This window comes from Actinoplanes awajinensis subsp. mycoplanecinus (genome assembly GCF_001509495.1).
In the GTDB taxonomy this organism is placed as follows: Bacteria; Actinomycetota; Actinomycetes; order Mycobacteriales; family Micromonosporaceae; genus Actinoplanes; species Actinoplanes palleronii.
Map to the genome: position 1 here is coordinate 26,852 of NZ_LLZH01000178.1, position 14,384 is coordinate 41,235.

Sequence of the window (14,384 nt, forward strand, 5' to 3'; positions counted from 1 at the left end):
AAAAGAAATTCTGCCTAGACTCGGGGCGTGCACGGGGAACCGGAGTGGGACGTCGCGGTGATCGGGGCGGGGCCCGCCGGGCTGGCGGCCGCGCATGCCGCCGCGTCGCACGGGGCGCGGGTGGTGGTGCTGGAGCGGGCCGAGCATCCGCGGTACAAGACGTGTGGTGGTGGCCTGCTGGGCAGCTCGCTGCGGCTCAGCGCGGAGCGCCTCACGGTTCCGGCGCGGGACGTCGTCAGCAGCATCACCTTCACCCTCGACGGGCGCCGCGAGTTCACCCGGACGTCGGCGGGGAAGCCGCTGGTCACGCTGGTCCGGCGGGACGAGTTCGACCTCGCCTGGTGCGAGGCCGCCGAGAAGGCCGGCGCGACGGTACGCCAGAACACCCAGGTCCGCGCGCTCGAGCAGGACGAGCACGGGGTCACCGTGACGCTCGCCGACGGGTCGACGGTCACCGCCCGGGTGGTGATCGGCGCCGACGGCTCGGCCGGGATCACCAGCCGGCACGTCGGTGTCGTCGCCGAGCAGCAGGATCTCGGCCTGGAGGTGGAGCTCGCGGCCACCCCGGCCGACCAGGAGCGCTGGCGGGGCCGGGTGCTGCTCGACTGGGGCCCGTTCCCCGGTTCGTACGGCTGGCTCTTCCCGAAAGAGGACGAGCTCACGGTCGGCGTCATCATGGCCAAGGGCCAGGGCACGGAAACCAAGCGCTACCTGCGGGATCTCGTCGAGCGGCTGGGGCTCGCCGACCGCGCCGTGCTCCGCGACTCCGGGCACCTGACCCGCTGCCGCACCGACGCGTCACCGCTGCGCAACGGCCGGGTGCTTGTCGTCGGTGACGCGGCCGGCCTGCTCGAACCGTGGACCCGCGAGGGCATCAGCTACGCGCTCCGCTCCGGCACGTGGGCGGGCCGGATCGCCGCGGAAAATCAAGACCTTTCCGGGTACGACCAGATCGTCGCCGAGCAGCTCCAACCCGAAATGGTCGCCGGTCGACGGCTGCTCGGAGTCTTCGCCCGGCACCCGTCGGTGGTGCACACCGCGATGTCCAGCGCGCTCGGCTGGCGCGCGTTCAGCGGCTTCTGCCGCGGTGACTTCTCGATGGCGGGGGCGCTCGGCCGTCCCGCGGTCCGCACCGCGCTGCGTCTGCTGGGCAGCCGGCCGGTGTGACGCCGACCGGCCGCCGATCCGTAGGGACTGGGTCAGGTGCGAACCTGCCATGGCGCCCACTGCACCGGCGCGGCGAACCCGCCTCGCCGGGCGTCCCGGGCGCCGGCCGTGGAGAGCGGCCCTTCCCGGTCGGCTTTCACTCCGGTGCCGATCAGCCTGGTCTCGTACCAGGATCCGCTCAAGCCACGACGGACCCGCTCCCACAGGCCGCCCTCGGTCAGCGCGGCGGTGTGGTCACGCAGCTGCTCGGAGAGCAGCTTGGGGTCCTCGTCACAGGAGTCGCACCCACATTCCGGCAGGGTTTCCCTCCACCACCGGCCGAAGTGCAGGTGCAGGCCGGGGTCGGTGAAGTAGATCGCCATTGGCGCCGCTGACGGGATCCGTGGGATGAGCCGGACGGTACGGACGAGCGCGTCGCCGTGCCCGCGCGCTTCCTTCGTCTCCCGGCGCTCCACTTGATAGCGCTCGGTGAGCTCGTCCAGCACGTGGTCGGCCGCTTCGTGCAGCGTGGTGAAGCGGTCCGGGTCGGTGGCGTGCAGGTAGCCGTCCACCACTGCAGTATGCCGCGCTCGGCCCGCGGCAACTAGCTGCTCCGGTGGGTTCGGTTTCACGCCCGGCCGAACTCGTCGGCCTTGACTCCGGCGACGAACGCCTCCCATTCCTCCCGCGTGAAGGTCAGGTGGGCCGCATCGACATTCTTGGAGTCCCGGATCAGGAACAGCTCACCGACTCTCGCGACCTCGACGCATGAGCCAGTGGCACACCGTTTACTCCGTCGCCAGCGCGCTTCCCCGGTTGTTTTGATCATTTCTGTACACCTCCGTGGTAGTTCGAATTCCACGGTAAGCGACGAATACCGGCCTGGAAGCACGGTGACATGAGTGAAAACACAAAGACGCCGCTTATCTCACAAATGCGAGTTATGCGGCGCTCGTTGCAGATGAAATATGTATTTTGCGAGTATTTGTGGACGGCTCGCACCGCTGGGAACGGGCCGTCCACACGGCTTCATAAGCCTTCAGAAACGGAACTCGCCCGCGTTCACGCCCTCGACGAAGGCTTCCCATTCGGCCTTGGTGAAGGCCAGGGCAGCGGCTTCGGGGTTCTTTGAATCGCGGATCAAGTAATTTTCGTCGACTTTCGCAACCTCGACGCAGGTCGACGTGCCACAGCGGCTGCTCTTCCGCCATGCGGGCGCGTTCATGTTCTCCATCTTGGTGACTCTCCACTGTTCATTGCCGGGCCCAGCGCTGGACCCGCCCTTGGGTGTATTCATGAATGCGCCCTGGTCGAGCTGTAGCCGAACTCCAGGGCCGTGATCTGCTGCCGGATGAAAGCGATCGTGTCGTCCTCGTCGGCAGCGTCATGCCAGACCTTGTCGAAGCGGGCGCGATGTTTCGCGGTCGCCTCGCGGTCTTCGATCATCTCGTCACCGAGCCCGGTTTCCCGGTAGAGCACCTCGCCCTCGTGAAAAGCGAGGAGATCAAAACTGGCATTGTTGGTGACCGCCGCGTCGAGCCGGAACGGGACCATCCGCATCCGGATGGCGCCGTTGGTGGCGAGACCGGCCAGCTCGCCGAGTTGCTCGGCGAAGACCTCCGGACCGCCGATGGTGCGGCGCAGCACCGACTCGTCGACCATCACCAGGATCTCCACCTGTCCGGAGGCGGCCCGGGAGAGCAGTGCGTCGCGGCGCAGCTTGCGAGCCTGGATGCGCCGGCTGGTCTGGCGCGCGCTGAGCTCGTCCTCGAACCGGGTCATCAGGGCGGTGGCGTACCGGGGCGTCTGCAGGTGCCCGGGCACGTAGTAGATGGAGTACGAACGGATCGCGGTGGCCTCGTTCTCGTACTCCACGAGCTTGCGGGTCGCCTCGGTGAGGTTCTCCCGGAAGTCCGGGCTGTGATACCAGGCCTCACGCTGCCGGGTCCGGGCGATCCGGGTGTCCGCGATCATGGTGGTGACCAGCGGGCGGTCCCGGATGCCGAGCAGGCCCAGCAGGGGACGCAGGTCGTTCGGCGAGATGGACACGTCGCCGTTCTCGATGCGGATGACCTTGCTGAGTGACCACTCCATCTCGTCGGCGACCTGGAGCTGGGTCAGATCGGCCCGCTCCCGAGCTTCGCGGAGTGCGAGACGCACGCGCCGGCGCGCGACAGTGGGTGAGTCACCCTCAGCCATGGGACCTTCATCGTTGAAGTGATCTATCGAGTCATGGTGGAGCCTAGTCAGTTTGCTACCTCGCTGACTGACACTTGGCAGTCAGCGAGGTCGCGGACATCCTACTTACTGTCCTATCAGAACGAGACGTGTGGGGCGGGGTTTTGGTTCGAATCCGCGCTGTCACCCGTTAGGAAATGCGGTCCGGGCTGGTCAGGCCGCGGCCAGTCCATAACCCCACGGAGTGCGCCGTCCGTCCTCCATGGCCCGGCGCAACGCGCGACCGACCTGGTTGAAGACTCGAACGTCACTCGACGAATAGAGCACCACCGCGACGCCGTGGTACTGGGCGTGCAGCTCCCAGCGGCGTGGCTGACGCCAGAAGAACGCGATGAGCGGTCCGGAGATCGCGAGGAAGCCGAACACGTACAGCGTCGGATCGGCCAGCAGGGTCCAGGCGGCGGCCACGGCCAGCAGCGCGCCGCCGGCGAGGTGCGGAGCGTACGGCCGGGTCCGCGCCGGGGACTGGACGAGCCCGACGTGGCGCAGATCAGCAATGGCGAAGCTCAATGACTCCGGCGAGGTGTGCCAGGTGAACAGGGCTTCGGTGACCTCAGCGTCCGACCCACGGTAGTAAGTGCGGTTGCCTCGTGTGCTCATGGCGCACTCCTTCACGCGTTACCTTGCGAGGGGAGAGGGCCGGGGCCACCATTGGCTCAAGAGACTTTCCCCGCCTCGCTTCGTGCACTGGAACAGTCGCGATGGGAAAGAGCAGGTAGGGCGGTAGAGGCAGACAACGGCACCCGTTTGCCGCCGGGTGCCGTTGTTTGTCTCTCCTACTAGTTCCGCCCTTTTGCTCTACGCTTAGTGAAGCACGCCACCTATCGCTTCGCCACTGGGCAATCTGCCATGTTGCAGATTACGGAGAATGATCGTGACGGACCGGGGGTGTGTCGCGGGGCACCCAGGGTGGCGTTTCATCGCCTGAGGTCCCGGGTAGCCCAACCGAGGATGCCGCGACGAACCTGTATTTATGCAGGTAGAGGAGGGCGAAGCCGGATGGAGAGTCGACTGAGGATCGCGGGACAGGCGGTACAACCCGTACTGGTGATGTTCCCGCTGGGCCTCTTCGCGATGGCCGTTTTGTTCGATGTTGCCGATTTGCTGGGGGGACCTAGCATCTTGGGGGCTCTGGCGTACTGGAACGTCGTCGCCGGGCTGGTGGCCGGGGTGCCGGTGATGCTGGCGGGTGCGGTCGACGTGATGCTGATCCGCGAGACGGAGGCCCGCCGGCTGGGCGCGCTCCGTACTCTGATCAACCTCGGGGTGCTGGTCGCCTTCGCGGTGATCCTGATGGTCCGGATCCGGGCGCAGGACCGGGTCGCCAGCGGTGGCCTGCTCCTGATCGAGGTGCTCGCGCTCGGGCTGGCCGGTTTCGGCGCCTGGTTCGCCGGCGAACTGGCGAACGGCCGCGCCCCGGCCTTCGCCCGCGCCGCGACCGGAGCCCGCACCTTCAAGGCGTCCGGAGCCCGCAACTTCTAGACGCCGCGGGTTCGGGAAAGGCGGCTGCTAGCGGCCGTCCTCCAGGATGGCGATCTGGCTGTTGATGAAGGCGATCGTGTTGGCCTCGTCGGCCGCCTCGTGCCAGACCTTGTCGAAGCGCGCGCGGTGCTTCGCGGTCGAGTCCTTGTCCTCGATCATCTCGTCGCCCAGGCCGGTCTCCCGGTAGAGCACCTCGCCCTCGCCGAGAGTGAGCAGGTCGAAGCTGGCGTTGTTGGTGACCGGCGCGTCCAGCGAGAACGGCACCATCCGGATCGTCATGGTGTCGCTCTTGACCAGGCGGCGCAGCTCGCGCAGCTGCTCGGCGAAGACCGCGGGGCCGCCGATGGTCCGGCGCAGCACCGACTCGTCGACCATCACCATGATCCGCATCTGCGCGGTCGAGGCACGGGCCAGCAGCGCGTCGCGGCGCAGCTTGCGGGCCTCGATCCGGCGTTCCCGCTGGCTCTCGGAGAGCTCGTCCTCGAAGCGGGTCATCAGCGCCGCCGCGTAGGCCGGGGTCTGCAGCGGGCCGGGAACGTAATACACCGAGTACGACCGCATCTGGGCGGCCTCGTTCTCGTACTCGATCAGTTTGCGGGTGGCGTCGGTGAGGTTTTCCCGGAACTCCGGAAGCTGGTACCAGACCTGGCGTTGCCGGGTCCGGGCGATCCGGGCGTCCGCGATCATCGCGGTGATGACCGTGCGGTCCTTGATGCCGAGATAGGTCAGCAGCGGCCGCAAGTCGTTCGGCGAGATCGACACGTCGCCGTTCTCGATCCGGATGACCTTGCTGAGCGACCATTCCATCTCGTCGGCGACCTGAAGCTGCGTGAGGTCGGACCGCTCACGCGCTTCGCGCAGGGCGAGCCGCACGCGGCGGCGTGCGACGGTGGGCGAGTCACCCTCAGGCATGGGTCCTTCATCGTCTGGCGGTCGGTGGCCTCGGCGAGCTGATGCCCGGGAGGCCAGGGTCATCACTAATTACTGTCCTATCAGAACAGCTGCCGCAAGCGCTCAGTAGTCACTACCGCACCACAGGTGCGGGGTCATCACAAGGAAACGGCACCCGGTTGCCGCCGGGTGCCGAACTGCTCCCCACTGCGCATCCGCCCGCGCAGCTCTGGAAATCCAGTCAAGCACGCTATCCGGCTGTTCGCCACCAGACAGAGTGCCATGCTGCAGGTTGCATCACGGCTTTTCGCCGTCAGACGGCCGAGGTGACCGAATTCTGGCTGGTCAGGGGCGGAAAAATCGTGGCAGCCACGGTGCCGCAGACCCGGACGAAAGCGGCCACCGCCGGTGAGTGGCTCTGCTGCGGCCACGCCACCATCAGGGTGGTCGGGGCGAGGTCGCGGACCGGGCGGTAGGCGATCGTCGGCCGCTGGTGCCGGTCGGCCACCGAGACCGGGGTGAACAGGACCATGCTGCCCAGCTCGATCAGGTTGAAGATCTGGGCCAGGTCGAGCTGCCGGGCCGGTGGCAGGAAGTTGCGGGTCTCCCGGTCGGCCGGATCGCCGTTCGGCAGGGTGCGCCCGGCCAGGTCGGCCAGGCAGAGCTCGGTCCGGGCCGCGAGCGGGTCACTCGCCGACAGGGCGGCCATCCGTGGCTCGGTCATCAGTGCCTCGAAGTCCAGCCCACGCTCGTCGAACGGGGTGGGCAACAGCGCCACGTCGGCCCGGCCGGCCCGCAGCGCGGTCACCTGTTCGCCGCGGCCGCCGAGCAGCACCTCGACCGGCAGAGCGGCCGGGTCCCGCCGGTATTCGTCGAGGATCCGGGGCAGCAGGCCGGCATCGAAGTCGGCCTTGAGGGCCACCCGCAGGGCCGGCTCGGTCCGTCCGGCGTTGCGGGCCCGCTGGGTGGCCGCCTCGACCGCGTCGAGCGCTGTCCGGGCGTCGCGCAGCAGGCCGGCGCCGGCCGGGGTGAGCGCGACCTGCCGGGTGGTGCGCTCCAGCAGCTGCACGCCGAGGTGCCGTTCCAGCTCGCGGATCGCCCGGGAGAGTGGGGGCTGGGCCATCCCGAGGCGGACGGCCGCCCGCCCGAAGTGCAGTTCCTCGGCGACCGCGACGAAGTACCGGAGCTGGCGGACCTCCACGTCACTCATACCACCACGGTATCAATCGCGTCGGGATCGGTCCTTCACGCTGTGTCGGGGTGGCGGTTGACTGGGGAGCAAGAAAGCCCGTACCGGAAAATTGGGGTTAAAATGATCGTGGTTACCGCTCCCACCAGTCAGATCGGCTCGCAGCTGCTCGGCCACCTGCTCGCCGCGGACGCCGACGTACGCGTGATCGCCCGCGATCCCGATCGGCTGAAACCCGAGATCAGGGACCGGGTCGACGTGGTCCGCGGCTCGCACGGCGACGCGGACGTGGTGAACGCGGCGTTCGACGGCGCCGAGTCGGTGTTCTGGCTGGCCCCGCCGGACGACCGGGCCGACGACCTGCGCGCGGTCTACCTGGAGTTCCTGGAGCCGGCCCGGGTGGCGTTCGGCAAGCGGGGCGTGGCCCGGGTGGTCGGCGTCTCGGCGCTCGGCCGGGGCACCCCGATGGCCGCGAACGCCGGGCACGTCACGCTCTCGCTGGCGATGGACGACCGGATCGCGGAGAGCGGCGTGGCCTACCGCGCGCTGACCATGCCGTCCTTCATGGACAACCTGCTCGGTCAGGCCGGAGCGCTGCGGCAGGGGATGTTCTTCTCGCCGATCCCCGGCGACCTCCGGGTTCCGACCTGCGCGACCGCGGACATCGCCGCGGTGGCGGCCCGGGAACTGCTCGACGACAGCTGGGCCGGCGCCGGGTTCGCCGAGGTGCCGGTGCTCGGGCCGGAAGACCTGTCCAACAATGATCAGGCACGGATCCTGTCCGAGGTGCTGGGCCGGGAGATCCGGTTCCAGCACGTGCCGATCGACGCGTTCCGGGCCAACATGATCGCCAACGCCGGGATGTCCGAGGCGGTCGCGCAGGGCATGGCCGAGATGATGGCGGCCAAGGCCGCCGGGATGGACAACGCGCAGCCCCGGACGGCGGCGAACACCACGCCGACCACGTTCGCCGCCTGGTGCGAGGAAACCCTGGTCCCGACCCTCTGGCTCGGGTGAGGCGCGGCTAGGTCGGCACTTCGGGGCCGGGGTGGAGCAGGGCGGCGAGCAGGTCGCCGTGCTGCTCCGCGCGGTCCAGGACCTCGGCGGCGGTGAACTGGCGGGCCTGCGCGTCGCCGGTGGCCATCGCTTCGGTTTCCGGCCAGGTCAGCGGGGTCGAGGCGGTCGGGGTGGCGCCGGCGCGCAACGAGTACGGCGTGACGGTGGTCTTCGCCGCGGTGTTCTGACTCCAGTCGATGAAGATCTTGCCGGGGCGCAGCTGCTTGGCCATCTTCGCGGTGATCGAGCCGGGCACCATCGCGGCCAGCTCCTCGGCCACCCGCTTGGCATAACCGGTCACGACGGCGGCGTCCTGGGCGCCGGAGATCGGGCAGCACAGCTGCATACCCTTCTTGCCGGACGTCTTCGGGTACGCCGAGATCCCGTCCGCGGCCAGCCGATCGCGCATCAGCACGGCCACCGCGCAGCACTCGGTGAGCCCGGCCGGCGAGCCCGGGTCCAGGTCGACGACGAGCAGGTCCGGGTCCGCCCCGATCCGCCACTGCGGGGTGTGCAGCTCGATCGCCGCCAGGTTGGCCAGCCAGACCAGGGTGGGCAGGCCGTCGACGACCACGAACTCGATGGTCTCCCGGCTCTTCGTGGAACCGGGCACCGGCAGGGTCTCCAGGCGTACCCAGGACGGAGTGCCGCCGGGTTTGTTCTTCTCGAAGAAGTGCGCGCCCTCGACACCGTTCGGGAACCGGATCCGGGTCGCCGCCCGGTCCCGCAGGTGCGGCAGCATCACCGGGGCGATCCGGGTGTAGTAGTCGATCACCTCGCCCTTGGTGAAGCCGGCCGCCGGGTACATCACCTTGTCCAGGTTCGACAGGGAGAGCTCGCAGCCGTCCAGGGTGACCAGGACTCGATCAGGCATCGTCGGCACACTCCGCCGCCGGCTTGTCGTCACGCAGCCGCAGGAAGCGTGGGAATCGCAGCCGTCGATCCGGGGTCTGGTTGCCATAACGGATCTCGGCGACGAGCTCCGGTCGTACCCAATGGGCTCCTTTGGCATCCTCGCGTGGCACCGCACCGGGAGCGAACGGCGAATCTCCGGACGCGAGCGGCGCCAGCCGCGAGAGCAGGTTCTTCTCGGCCACCGCGCCGATCCCGCCGCCCACCCGGCCGCGGAACGCCAGGCCCTCGTCGGTCGGTACGCCGATCAGCAGGCCGCCCAGCTTGCGGACGCCGGGACGCCAGCCGCCGATCACGAAGTCGCCGGTCCGGTCGAACTTGACCTTGACCCAGTCGGGGGAGCGCAGACCGGGCAGGTAGACCGAGTCGGAACGCTTGGCCATCACACCCTCGAGGTGGTTCTCCCGGGCGGCGGACTCGGTGGCCGCGCCGTCGCCGAACGAGGGCGGCACCATCCAGCGGGGGCCGGCCAGGCCCAGCTCCTCCAGGCGCTCCCGGCGGGCCAGGTAGGGCAGGCCGGTGTAGTCCATGCCGTCCAGGTAGAGCAGGTCGAAGATCAGGTAGGTGGCCGGTACCGTGGCGGCCAGCCGATCGGCCCGGACCCGGTCGCGGACGTGCATGCGCTCGGCCAGGGCGGTGAACGACGGCCGGCCGGCCGCGTCGAAGCAGACCATCTCGCCGTCGAGAAGGGTGCCCTCCGGAAGGTGCAGGTCGGCGATCTCCGGGTATGCCGCGGTGACCACCGCTCCGGAACGGGCGAACAGCTGCGGCGCTCCGCCGCTGAACAGCGCGAGGACCCGGACGCCGTCCCACTTGAACTCGTAGCTCCAGTCGGCGCCCACCGGAAGCCGGCCCGCGGTCGCGAGCATCGGGGACAGCGGCGATCCGGGCACCCGATCACCATAGGCAAAAGCATTCACCTTACGCAGGGGTCTCAGTAATGCCATCCTGATCAGGTGCCGTGACAGCTTGATATGGAGACGATCATGAGAGCGATCTGGAAAGGTGCGGTCTCGTTCGGTCTGGTGTCGATCGCCGTCAAGCTCTACTCGGCGACCGAGGAGAAGGACATCCGCTTCCACCAGGTCCATCGCACCGACGGGGGACGGATCAAGTACCAGCGCACCTGCTCCGTCGACGGTGCGGTGGTCACCTACGACGACATCGCCAAGGGCTACGACATCGGTGGCGGCGAAATGGTGATCTTGACGGATGACGACTTCGCCGAACTTCCGTTGAGCACGTCCCGAGCCATTGACGTCCTGGAATTCGTCCCGGCCGAGCAGATCGACCCGATCCTGTTCGCCAAGGCGTATTACCTGGAGCCGGAGGGGCAGGCGGCGAAGCCGTACATCCTGCTGCGCGACGCGCTGCGGGACGCCGACCGGGTGGCCGTCGTGAAGATCGCGATCCGGCAGCGGGAGCAGCTCGCCACCCTGCGGGTCCGCGACGACGTGCTGGTGCTGAACACCATGCTCTGGCCGGACGAGGTGCGTACCCCGGAGTTCGGCTTCCTCGACGACGACATCGAGACCCGGCCGGCCGAGCTGGCGATGGCCAGCTCCCTGATCGACTCGATGGCCGCTGACTTCCAGCCGGACGACTTCACCGACAACTACCGGTCGGCGCTGCAGGAGGTCATCGACGCCAAGGTCGAGGGGCGCGAGGTGGTCCAGCCCGAGGAGGCCGAGGACGCGGCGCCGGCGGCGATCGACCTGATGGCGGCGCTGAAGGCGTCGGTGGAGCGGGCGAAGCAAGCTCGTGCTTCATCAGAGAAGGCCGAGCCTGCTAAAAAACCCGCCAAGAAGACCGCTCCCGCCAAAAAAGCCGCCGCACCGCGGAAATCCACGACGACGGGGAAGGCCGCCAAGAAGTCCGCGTAAGTAGGCTCAGACCCGTGGCATTGACGTGGGCAGAGTCTTACCTGGGCAAGGTGCGCGCGAGCATCGGCGACACCGACACGATCTTCTTCGTCGGCGCGCGGACCGTGCTCTTCGACGAGCAGGGCCGGCTGCTGCTGATCCAGCGCTCGGACAACCTCCGCTGGGCCATCCCGGCCGGCGCGATGGAACTCGGCGAGAGCATGGAGCAGTGCGCGGTCCGGGAGCTGTGGGAGGAGACCGGGCTGAAGGCGACCTCGCTCACGCCGTACGCGTTCTACACGGCGTACACGTACACGAACGACTACGGGCACACGTACCAGCAGGTGCTGATGACGTTCCTGGTGCACAGCTGGGAGGGTGAGCTGCTCCGGGAGACCGAGGAGAGCGTGGACGCCGGGTTCTTCGCGCTCGACGAGCTGCCCGGCGGGAAGTCGTTTGTGCTCGACGAGGCGCTGGCCGACCTGGCGGCCTTCAAGGAGACCGGTCAGCTGGTCATGAAGTAACGAGACGTGGCTTATATCGCGGTGCGGGAGTGGGTTTTCCCGGGCAGGATGGCCCCTCGTGACCGACCGCAAACGCCGCTTGAGCGTGGATCTGACCCCGTTACGCACCTCCCGGGACTTCCGGCTCGTCTTCTTCAGCGGCGCGGTGACCAGTTTCGGGTCGTTCATCAGCTACGTCACCATCCCGTACCAGGTGGCGAAGCTGACGAACGACCCGCTGATGGTCGGTCTGATCGGCGTCTGTGAACTCGCCCCGATCTTGATCATGGCGTTCGTCGGCGGTGCGCTCGCCGACTACCTGGACCGGCGGCTGCTGGTCCGGGGCAGTGAGGCCGCGCTCGCGGTGATCTGCGGCATCCTGCTGATCAACTCGCTCTCCGACGAGCCGCACCTGTGGTTGCTCTACGTCTGCGCGTTCCTGACCGCCGCGGTCGCCGGACTGCAACGACCGGCCATGGGCGCGATGGTGCCCCGGCTGGTGAAGACCGAGCAGCTGCCGGCCGCGATGGCCCTGCAGTCGCTGAGCATGCAGTTCGCCCAGCTGATCGGCCCGTCGCTGGCCGGCCTGCTGATCGCCTCGCTCGACCTGCACTGGGTCTACCTGTTCGACCTGCTCACGTTCGCGGTCTCGCTGGTCCTGCTGACCATGGTGCGGGCCGTGCCGCCGCCCCCGGCCGCCGATCGCCCGTCGCTGAACAGCGTGGTCACCGGGCTGAAGTACGCCAAGTCCCGGCCCGAGCTGCTCGGCACGTACCTGGTCGACATCAACGCGATGTTCTTCGGCATGCCGTCCGCGCTCTACCCGTTCCTGGCCGAGCGGCTCGGCGGCCCGCAGGTGCTCGGTCTGCTCTACGCCGCGCCGGCGGTCGGTTCGCTGCTGGCCACCGTCGGTTCCGGCTGGACCCAGCGCGTGCACCGGCACGGCCTCATGGTGATCATCGCAGCGGCGTTCTGGGGCGTCGGCATCGTCGGCGTCGGCCTCTCGAACTGGCTCTGGCTCACCCTGTTCTGCCTGGCCTTCGCGGGCGCCGCCGACATGGTCTCCGGCCTCTTCCGCATGATCATTTGGAACCAGACGATCCCCGATCACCTGCGCGGCCGGCTGGGCGGCATCGAGATGTTGTCGTACACCACCGGCCCGCTGCTGGGCCAGCTCCGCTCCGGCATGATGGCCCGCACCTCACTCGGCGTGGGCGGTTCGATCTGGGTCGGCGGCGTGCTCTGCGTCGCCGGCAGCCTCGCCCTGGCCGCGGCCCTGCCCAAGTTCGTCCGCTACAACGGCGAACACGGCGTAGCCCTCAAACAGGCCGCCGACGAGGAATGGGCTGCTACCGCTGCGGCCCGCACGGCCATCTGATTTTCCTTCGGTACGACTACGGAGCGCCCGTCCGCAGGCTACGAGCCGAGTCCCGTGGTGGTCTCGCGCGACGCCGCTGCCCCTCCAGGCCACAGCGCGCCTCCCGGCCGCGGCTGGCGCTGAGGGCTGCCTCCGGCCGCGTGAAACAACCCCCAGCACCAGCCGGAGTTGCGCGCGGTTCGCCGGCGCCCCGGTGATGTGGGCCGGATGACCACTGCGGGCGCTCGCCGGGCTCGCCGGGCTCGCCGGGCTCGCTTGGCGAGCGCCGGCGGTTGTTATGGCGGCCTGATTACCGCGACGGCTGCTCGCCGGGCTCGCGCGGCAGGCGCCGGTGGTTGCTACCGGGCCTGATAGGGCGGTGACGGCCAGCTGGACTGGCTCGGCTGGTGCTGGAGGCCGGTATAGCGGACCTGAAAGGGCCGTGACGGCCTTGATAGGGCGGTGACGGCCAGCTGGACTGGCTCGGCTGGTGCTGGAGGCCGGTATAGCGGACCTGAAAGGGCCGTGACGGCCAGCCGGACTCGCTCGGCTGGTGCTGGCGGCCGTTAAAGAGTGCCCAAAAGGGCCTTGAGGACCAGCCCGGCTGGTTCGGCTGGTGCTGGTGGTCCTTAAAGCGGGTTCAATAGGGCCGTCAGGACCAGCCCGGCCGCGACGTGCGCGGCGTCCCCTCGGACCGCGGATATCGCGTGGCCCGCCGTGCGCCCGCTCCGCACTCGGCCAGCCTGAATCGGACCACTTACCGGGACGGCCGGCCACCTGCCGGGACGGCATCGCCCGCCCGCGGGCCGCGACCGGCGCAACGGTTGTGACCGCAGACTGCGCCGCCTGGCAAGCCTCCCCAGCCACTGGCCACCGCAAGCGGCCGGCGGTCCGGCTGCCGTAACCGGCCGGCGGTCCGGCTGCCGTAACCGGCCGGCGGTCCGGCTGCCGTAACCGGCCGGCGGTCCGGCTGCCGTAAGTAACCGGCCGGCGGTCCGGCTGCCGCAAGTGGCCGGCGGTCCGGCTGCCGCAAGTGGCCGGCGGTCCGGCTGCCGCGGCGGGATCGCGCTCACGATCGCGGGCGTGACTGATGGCTTTGGCTGGTCTCCAGGGGTGTCTCCGCCCTGCGGAGGCACCCCTGGAGCCAGCCGGGAGCCTGGGGCGCGCTGCGGTCGGGAGCGGCGCGGACGTGGCGCGAGGCCATCACGGGACGCGGCTCGTAGCCTGCGGACGGGACCCGTCCATTCGTACTGGAAAGGGGTCTAGGCGGTCTTGACGCCGGCGGTGATGGAGTCGACGGCGGCCTGGTCGGCGGGGGTGAAGGCGGCGCGGGGGATGGCGATGGTGGCGGCGCCGTGGCGGAGGAGCCACATGTCCGGGCGGGTGCGTACCCAGGTGAGGCCGGTCCAGGTGACCTGGAAGGTGCTGCTCGCTGAGCGGATCTCGGCGGCGGTGTCGGTGATCGTGTAGCGGAACGGGTGGGCGAACATCCGGCGCTGGGTGAACCAGCTGACCAGCGCGACGATGTCGGGGGCCGCGGTGGCGAAGAGGCCGCAGAAGAGGATTGCCAGGATCTGGCCGTCGACGCCGCGGAGGATCAGGCCGAGCAGACCGCCCAGGGCGACCACCGGGCCGGCCATGCGCATGATCCGGCCGTTGCGGCCGTAGGTCTCGACGACCATCCGCCGCAGGGCGCTATATGTGTACTGAAACTCCCCGTTGACCTGCACGGCCGCAGTATCGCACGT

The 14,384-nt window shown here is 69.0% G+C and carries 16 protein-coding genes; 6 read left to right on the top strand and 10 right to left on the bottom strand.

Annotated elements, in window-relative coordinates:
• Positions 1 to 27 precede the first annotated feature (27 nt).
• Positions 28 to 1,167, top strand: coding sequence for a geranylgeranyl reductase family protein (locus tag ADL15_RS19980; RefSeq protein ID WP_067693133.1), 1,140 nt, complete (start codon positions 28 to 30; stop codon positions 1,165 to 1,167).
• A 32-nt stretch (positions 1,168 to 1,199) separates the two neighbouring features.
• On the opposite strand, the gene ADL15_RS19985 is transcribed toward ADL15_RS19980, so the two are convergent.
• The 5 genes from ADL15_RS19985 to ADL15_RS20005 form a co-directional block, all read right to left on the bottom strand.
• Positions 1,200 to 1,718: a DUF6226 family protein gene (locus tag ADL15_RS19985; protein WP_232344226.1), complete on the bottom strand. Its 519-nt coding sequence runs from the start codon at positions 1,716 to 1,718 to the stop codon at positions 1,200 to 1,202.
• A gap of 56 nt (positions 1,719 to 1,774) precedes the next feature.
• Positions 1,775 to 1,975, bottom strand: a complete 201-nt coding sequence (locus tag ADL15_RS19990; protein WP_067693139.1) for a DUF397 domain-containing protein — start codon at positions 1,973 to 1,975, stop codon at positions 1,775 to 1,777.
• Positions 1,976 to 2,185: 210 nt separating this feature from the next.
• A complete protein-coding gene (locus ADL15_RS19995; protein ID WP_067693143.1) occupies positions 2,186 to 2,380 on the bottom strand; it encodes a DUF397 domain-containing protein in 195 nt (64 codons plus the stop codon).
• 59 nt (positions 2,381 to 2,439) lie between these two features.
• The gene (locus ADL15_RS20000; RefSeq protein ID WP_232344227.1) at positions 2,440 to 3,306 is read right to left on the bottom strand and encodes a helix-turn-helix domain-containing protein; all 867 of its coding nucleotides are present in this window, start codon (positions 3,304 to 3,306) and stop codon (positions 2,440 to 2,442) included.
• A gap of 231 nt (positions 3,307 to 3,537) precedes the next feature.
• On the bottom strand, positions 3,538 to 3,984 hold the full coding sequence (locus ADL15_RS20005) for a DUF6232 family protein (RefSeq protein ID WP_067693149.1): 447 nt from the start codon (positions 3,982 to 3,984) through the stop codon (positions 3,538 to 3,540).
• A gap of 399 nt (positions 3,985 to 4,383) precedes the next feature.
• Here ADL15_RS20005 and ADL15_RS20010 point away from each other — a divergent pair, with 399 nt between their 5' ends.
• A complete protein-coding gene (locus ADL15_RS20010; RefSeq protein ID WP_067693152.1) occupies positions 4,384 to 4,866 on the top strand; it encodes a DUF2231 domain-containing protein in 483 nt (160 codons plus the stop codon).
• 27 nt (positions 4,867 to 4,893) lie between these two features.
• On the opposite strand, the gene ADL15_RS20015 is transcribed toward ADL15_RS20010, so the two are convergent.
• Together ADL15_RS20015 and ADL15_RS20020 are read right to left on the bottom strand one after the other, a co-directional pair.
• Positions 4,894 to 5,778, bottom strand: a complete 885-nt coding sequence (locus ADL15_RS20015) for a helix-turn-helix domain-containing protein (protein WP_067693155.1) — start codon at positions 5,776 to 5,778, stop codon at positions 4,894 to 4,896.
• A 292-nt stretch (positions 5,779 to 6,070) separates the two neighbouring features.
• Positions 6,071 to 6,967: a LysR family transcriptional regulator gene (locus ADL15_RS20020; RefSeq protein ID WP_067693158.1), complete on the bottom strand. Its 897-nt coding sequence runs from the start codon at positions 6,965 to 6,967 to the stop codon at positions 6,071 to 6,073.
• A gap of 102 nt (positions 6,968 to 7,069) precedes the next feature.
• Between ADL15_RS20020 and ADL15_RS20025 the strand changes: the two genes are divergently transcribed.
• Complete coding sequence (locus ADL15_RS20025) at positions 7,070 to 7,963, top strand: NAD(P)H-binding protein (protein ID WP_067693161.1); 894 nt, start codon at positions 7,070 to 7,072, stop codon at positions 7,961 to 7,963.
• 7 nt (positions 7,964 to 7,970) lie between these two features.
• Here ADL15_RS20025 and ligD (ADL15_RS20030) read toward each other — a convergent pair whose 3' ends face one another.
• Positions 7,971 to 8,876 carry a non-homologous end-joining DNA ligase gene (gene ligD, locus ADL15_RS20030; protein WP_067693458.1) on the bottom strand — a complete coding sequence of 302 codons (906 nt, stop codon included), beginning with the start codon at positions 8,874 to 8,876 and terminating at the stop codon, positions 7,971 to 7,973.
• On the bottom strand, positions 8,869 to 9,807 hold the full coding sequence (gene ligD, locus ADL15_RS20035) for a non-homologous end-joining DNA ligase (RefSeq protein ID WP_067693164.1): 939 nt from the start codon (positions 9,805 to 9,807) through the stop codon (positions 8,869 to 8,871). Before ligD (ADL15_RS20035) ends, ligD (ADL15_RS20030) begins: the two co-directional genes overlap by 8 nt.
• Before the next feature lie 93 nt (positions 9,808 to 9,900).
• Between ligD (ADL15_RS20035) and ku the strand changes: the two genes are divergently transcribed.
• The 3 genes from ku to ADL15_RS20050 are packed head-to-tail and all read left to right on the top strand — an operon-like array spanning position 9,901 to position 12,657.
• Positions 9,901 to 10,797 carry a non-homologous end joining protein Ku gene (ku, locus tag ADL15_RS20040; RefSeq protein ID WP_067693461.1) on the top strand — a complete coding sequence of 299 codons (897 nt, stop codon included), beginning with the start codon at positions 9,901 to 9,903 and terminating at the stop codon, positions 10,795 to 10,797.
• Between the two features lie 14 nt (positions 10,798 to 10,811).
• Entirely contained in the window at positions 10,812 to 11,300 is a 489-nt protein-coding gene (locus ADL15_RS20045) for an NUDIX domain-containing protein (RefSeq protein ID WP_067693167.1), read from the top strand.
• A 58-nt stretch (positions 11,301 to 11,358) separates the two neighbouring features.
• Entirely contained in the window at positions 11,359 to 12,657 is a 1,299-nt protein-coding gene (locus ADL15_RS20050; RefSeq protein ID WP_067693170.1) for an MFS transporter, read from the top strand.
• 1,241 nt (positions 12,658 to 13,898) lie between these two features.
• Here ADL15_RS20050 and ADL15_RS20055 read toward each other — a convergent pair.
• The gene (locus ADL15_RS20055) at positions 13,899 to 14,366 is read right to left on the bottom strand and encodes a YcxB family protein (RefSeq protein WP_067693172.1); all 468 of its coding nucleotides are present in this window, start codon (positions 14,364 to 14,366) and stop codon (positions 13,899 to 13,901) included.
• Between the last annotated feature and the right edge of the window lie 18 nt (positions 14,367 to 14,384).

Bases quoted from the DNA above. Each gene is read 5' to 3' on its own strand.
- ADL15_RS19990 (WP_067693139.1), bottom strand. From the start codon at position 1,975: ATGATCAAAACAACCGGGGAAGCGCGCTGGCGACGGAGTAAACGGTGT.
- ADL15_RS19995 (WP_067693143.1), bottom strand. From the start codon at position 2,380: ATGGAGAACATGAACGCGCCCGCATGGCGGAAGAGCAGCCGCTGTGGC.
- ADL15_RS20005 (WP_067693149.1), bottom strand. From the start codon at position 3,984: ATGAGCACACGAGGCAACCGCACTTACTACCGTGGGTCGGACGCTGAG.
- ADL15_RS20010 (WP_067693152.1), top strand. From the start codon at position 4,384: ATGGAGAGTCGACTGAGGATCGCGGGACAGGCGGTACAACCCGTACTG.
- ADL15_RS20015 (WP_067693155.1), bottom strand. From the start codon at position 5,778: ATGCCTGAGGGTGACTCGCCCACCGTCGCACGCCGCCGCGTGCGGCTC.
- ADL15_RS20020 (WP_067693158.1), bottom strand. From the start codon at position 6,967: ATGAGTGACGTGGAGGTCCGCCAGCTCCGGTACTTCGTCGCGGTCGCC.
- ADL15_RS20025 (WP_067693161.1), top strand. From the start codon at position 7,070: ATGATCGTGGTTACCGCTCCCACCAGTCAGATCGGCTCGCAGCTGCTC.
- ligD (WP_067693458.1), bottom strand. From the start codon at position 8,876: ATGCCTGATCGAGTCCTGGTCACCCTGGACGGCTGCGAGCTCTCCCTG.
- ku (WP_067693461.1), top strand. From the start codon at position 9,901: ATGAGAGCGATCTGGAAAGGTGCGGTCTCGTTCGGTCTGGTGTCGATC.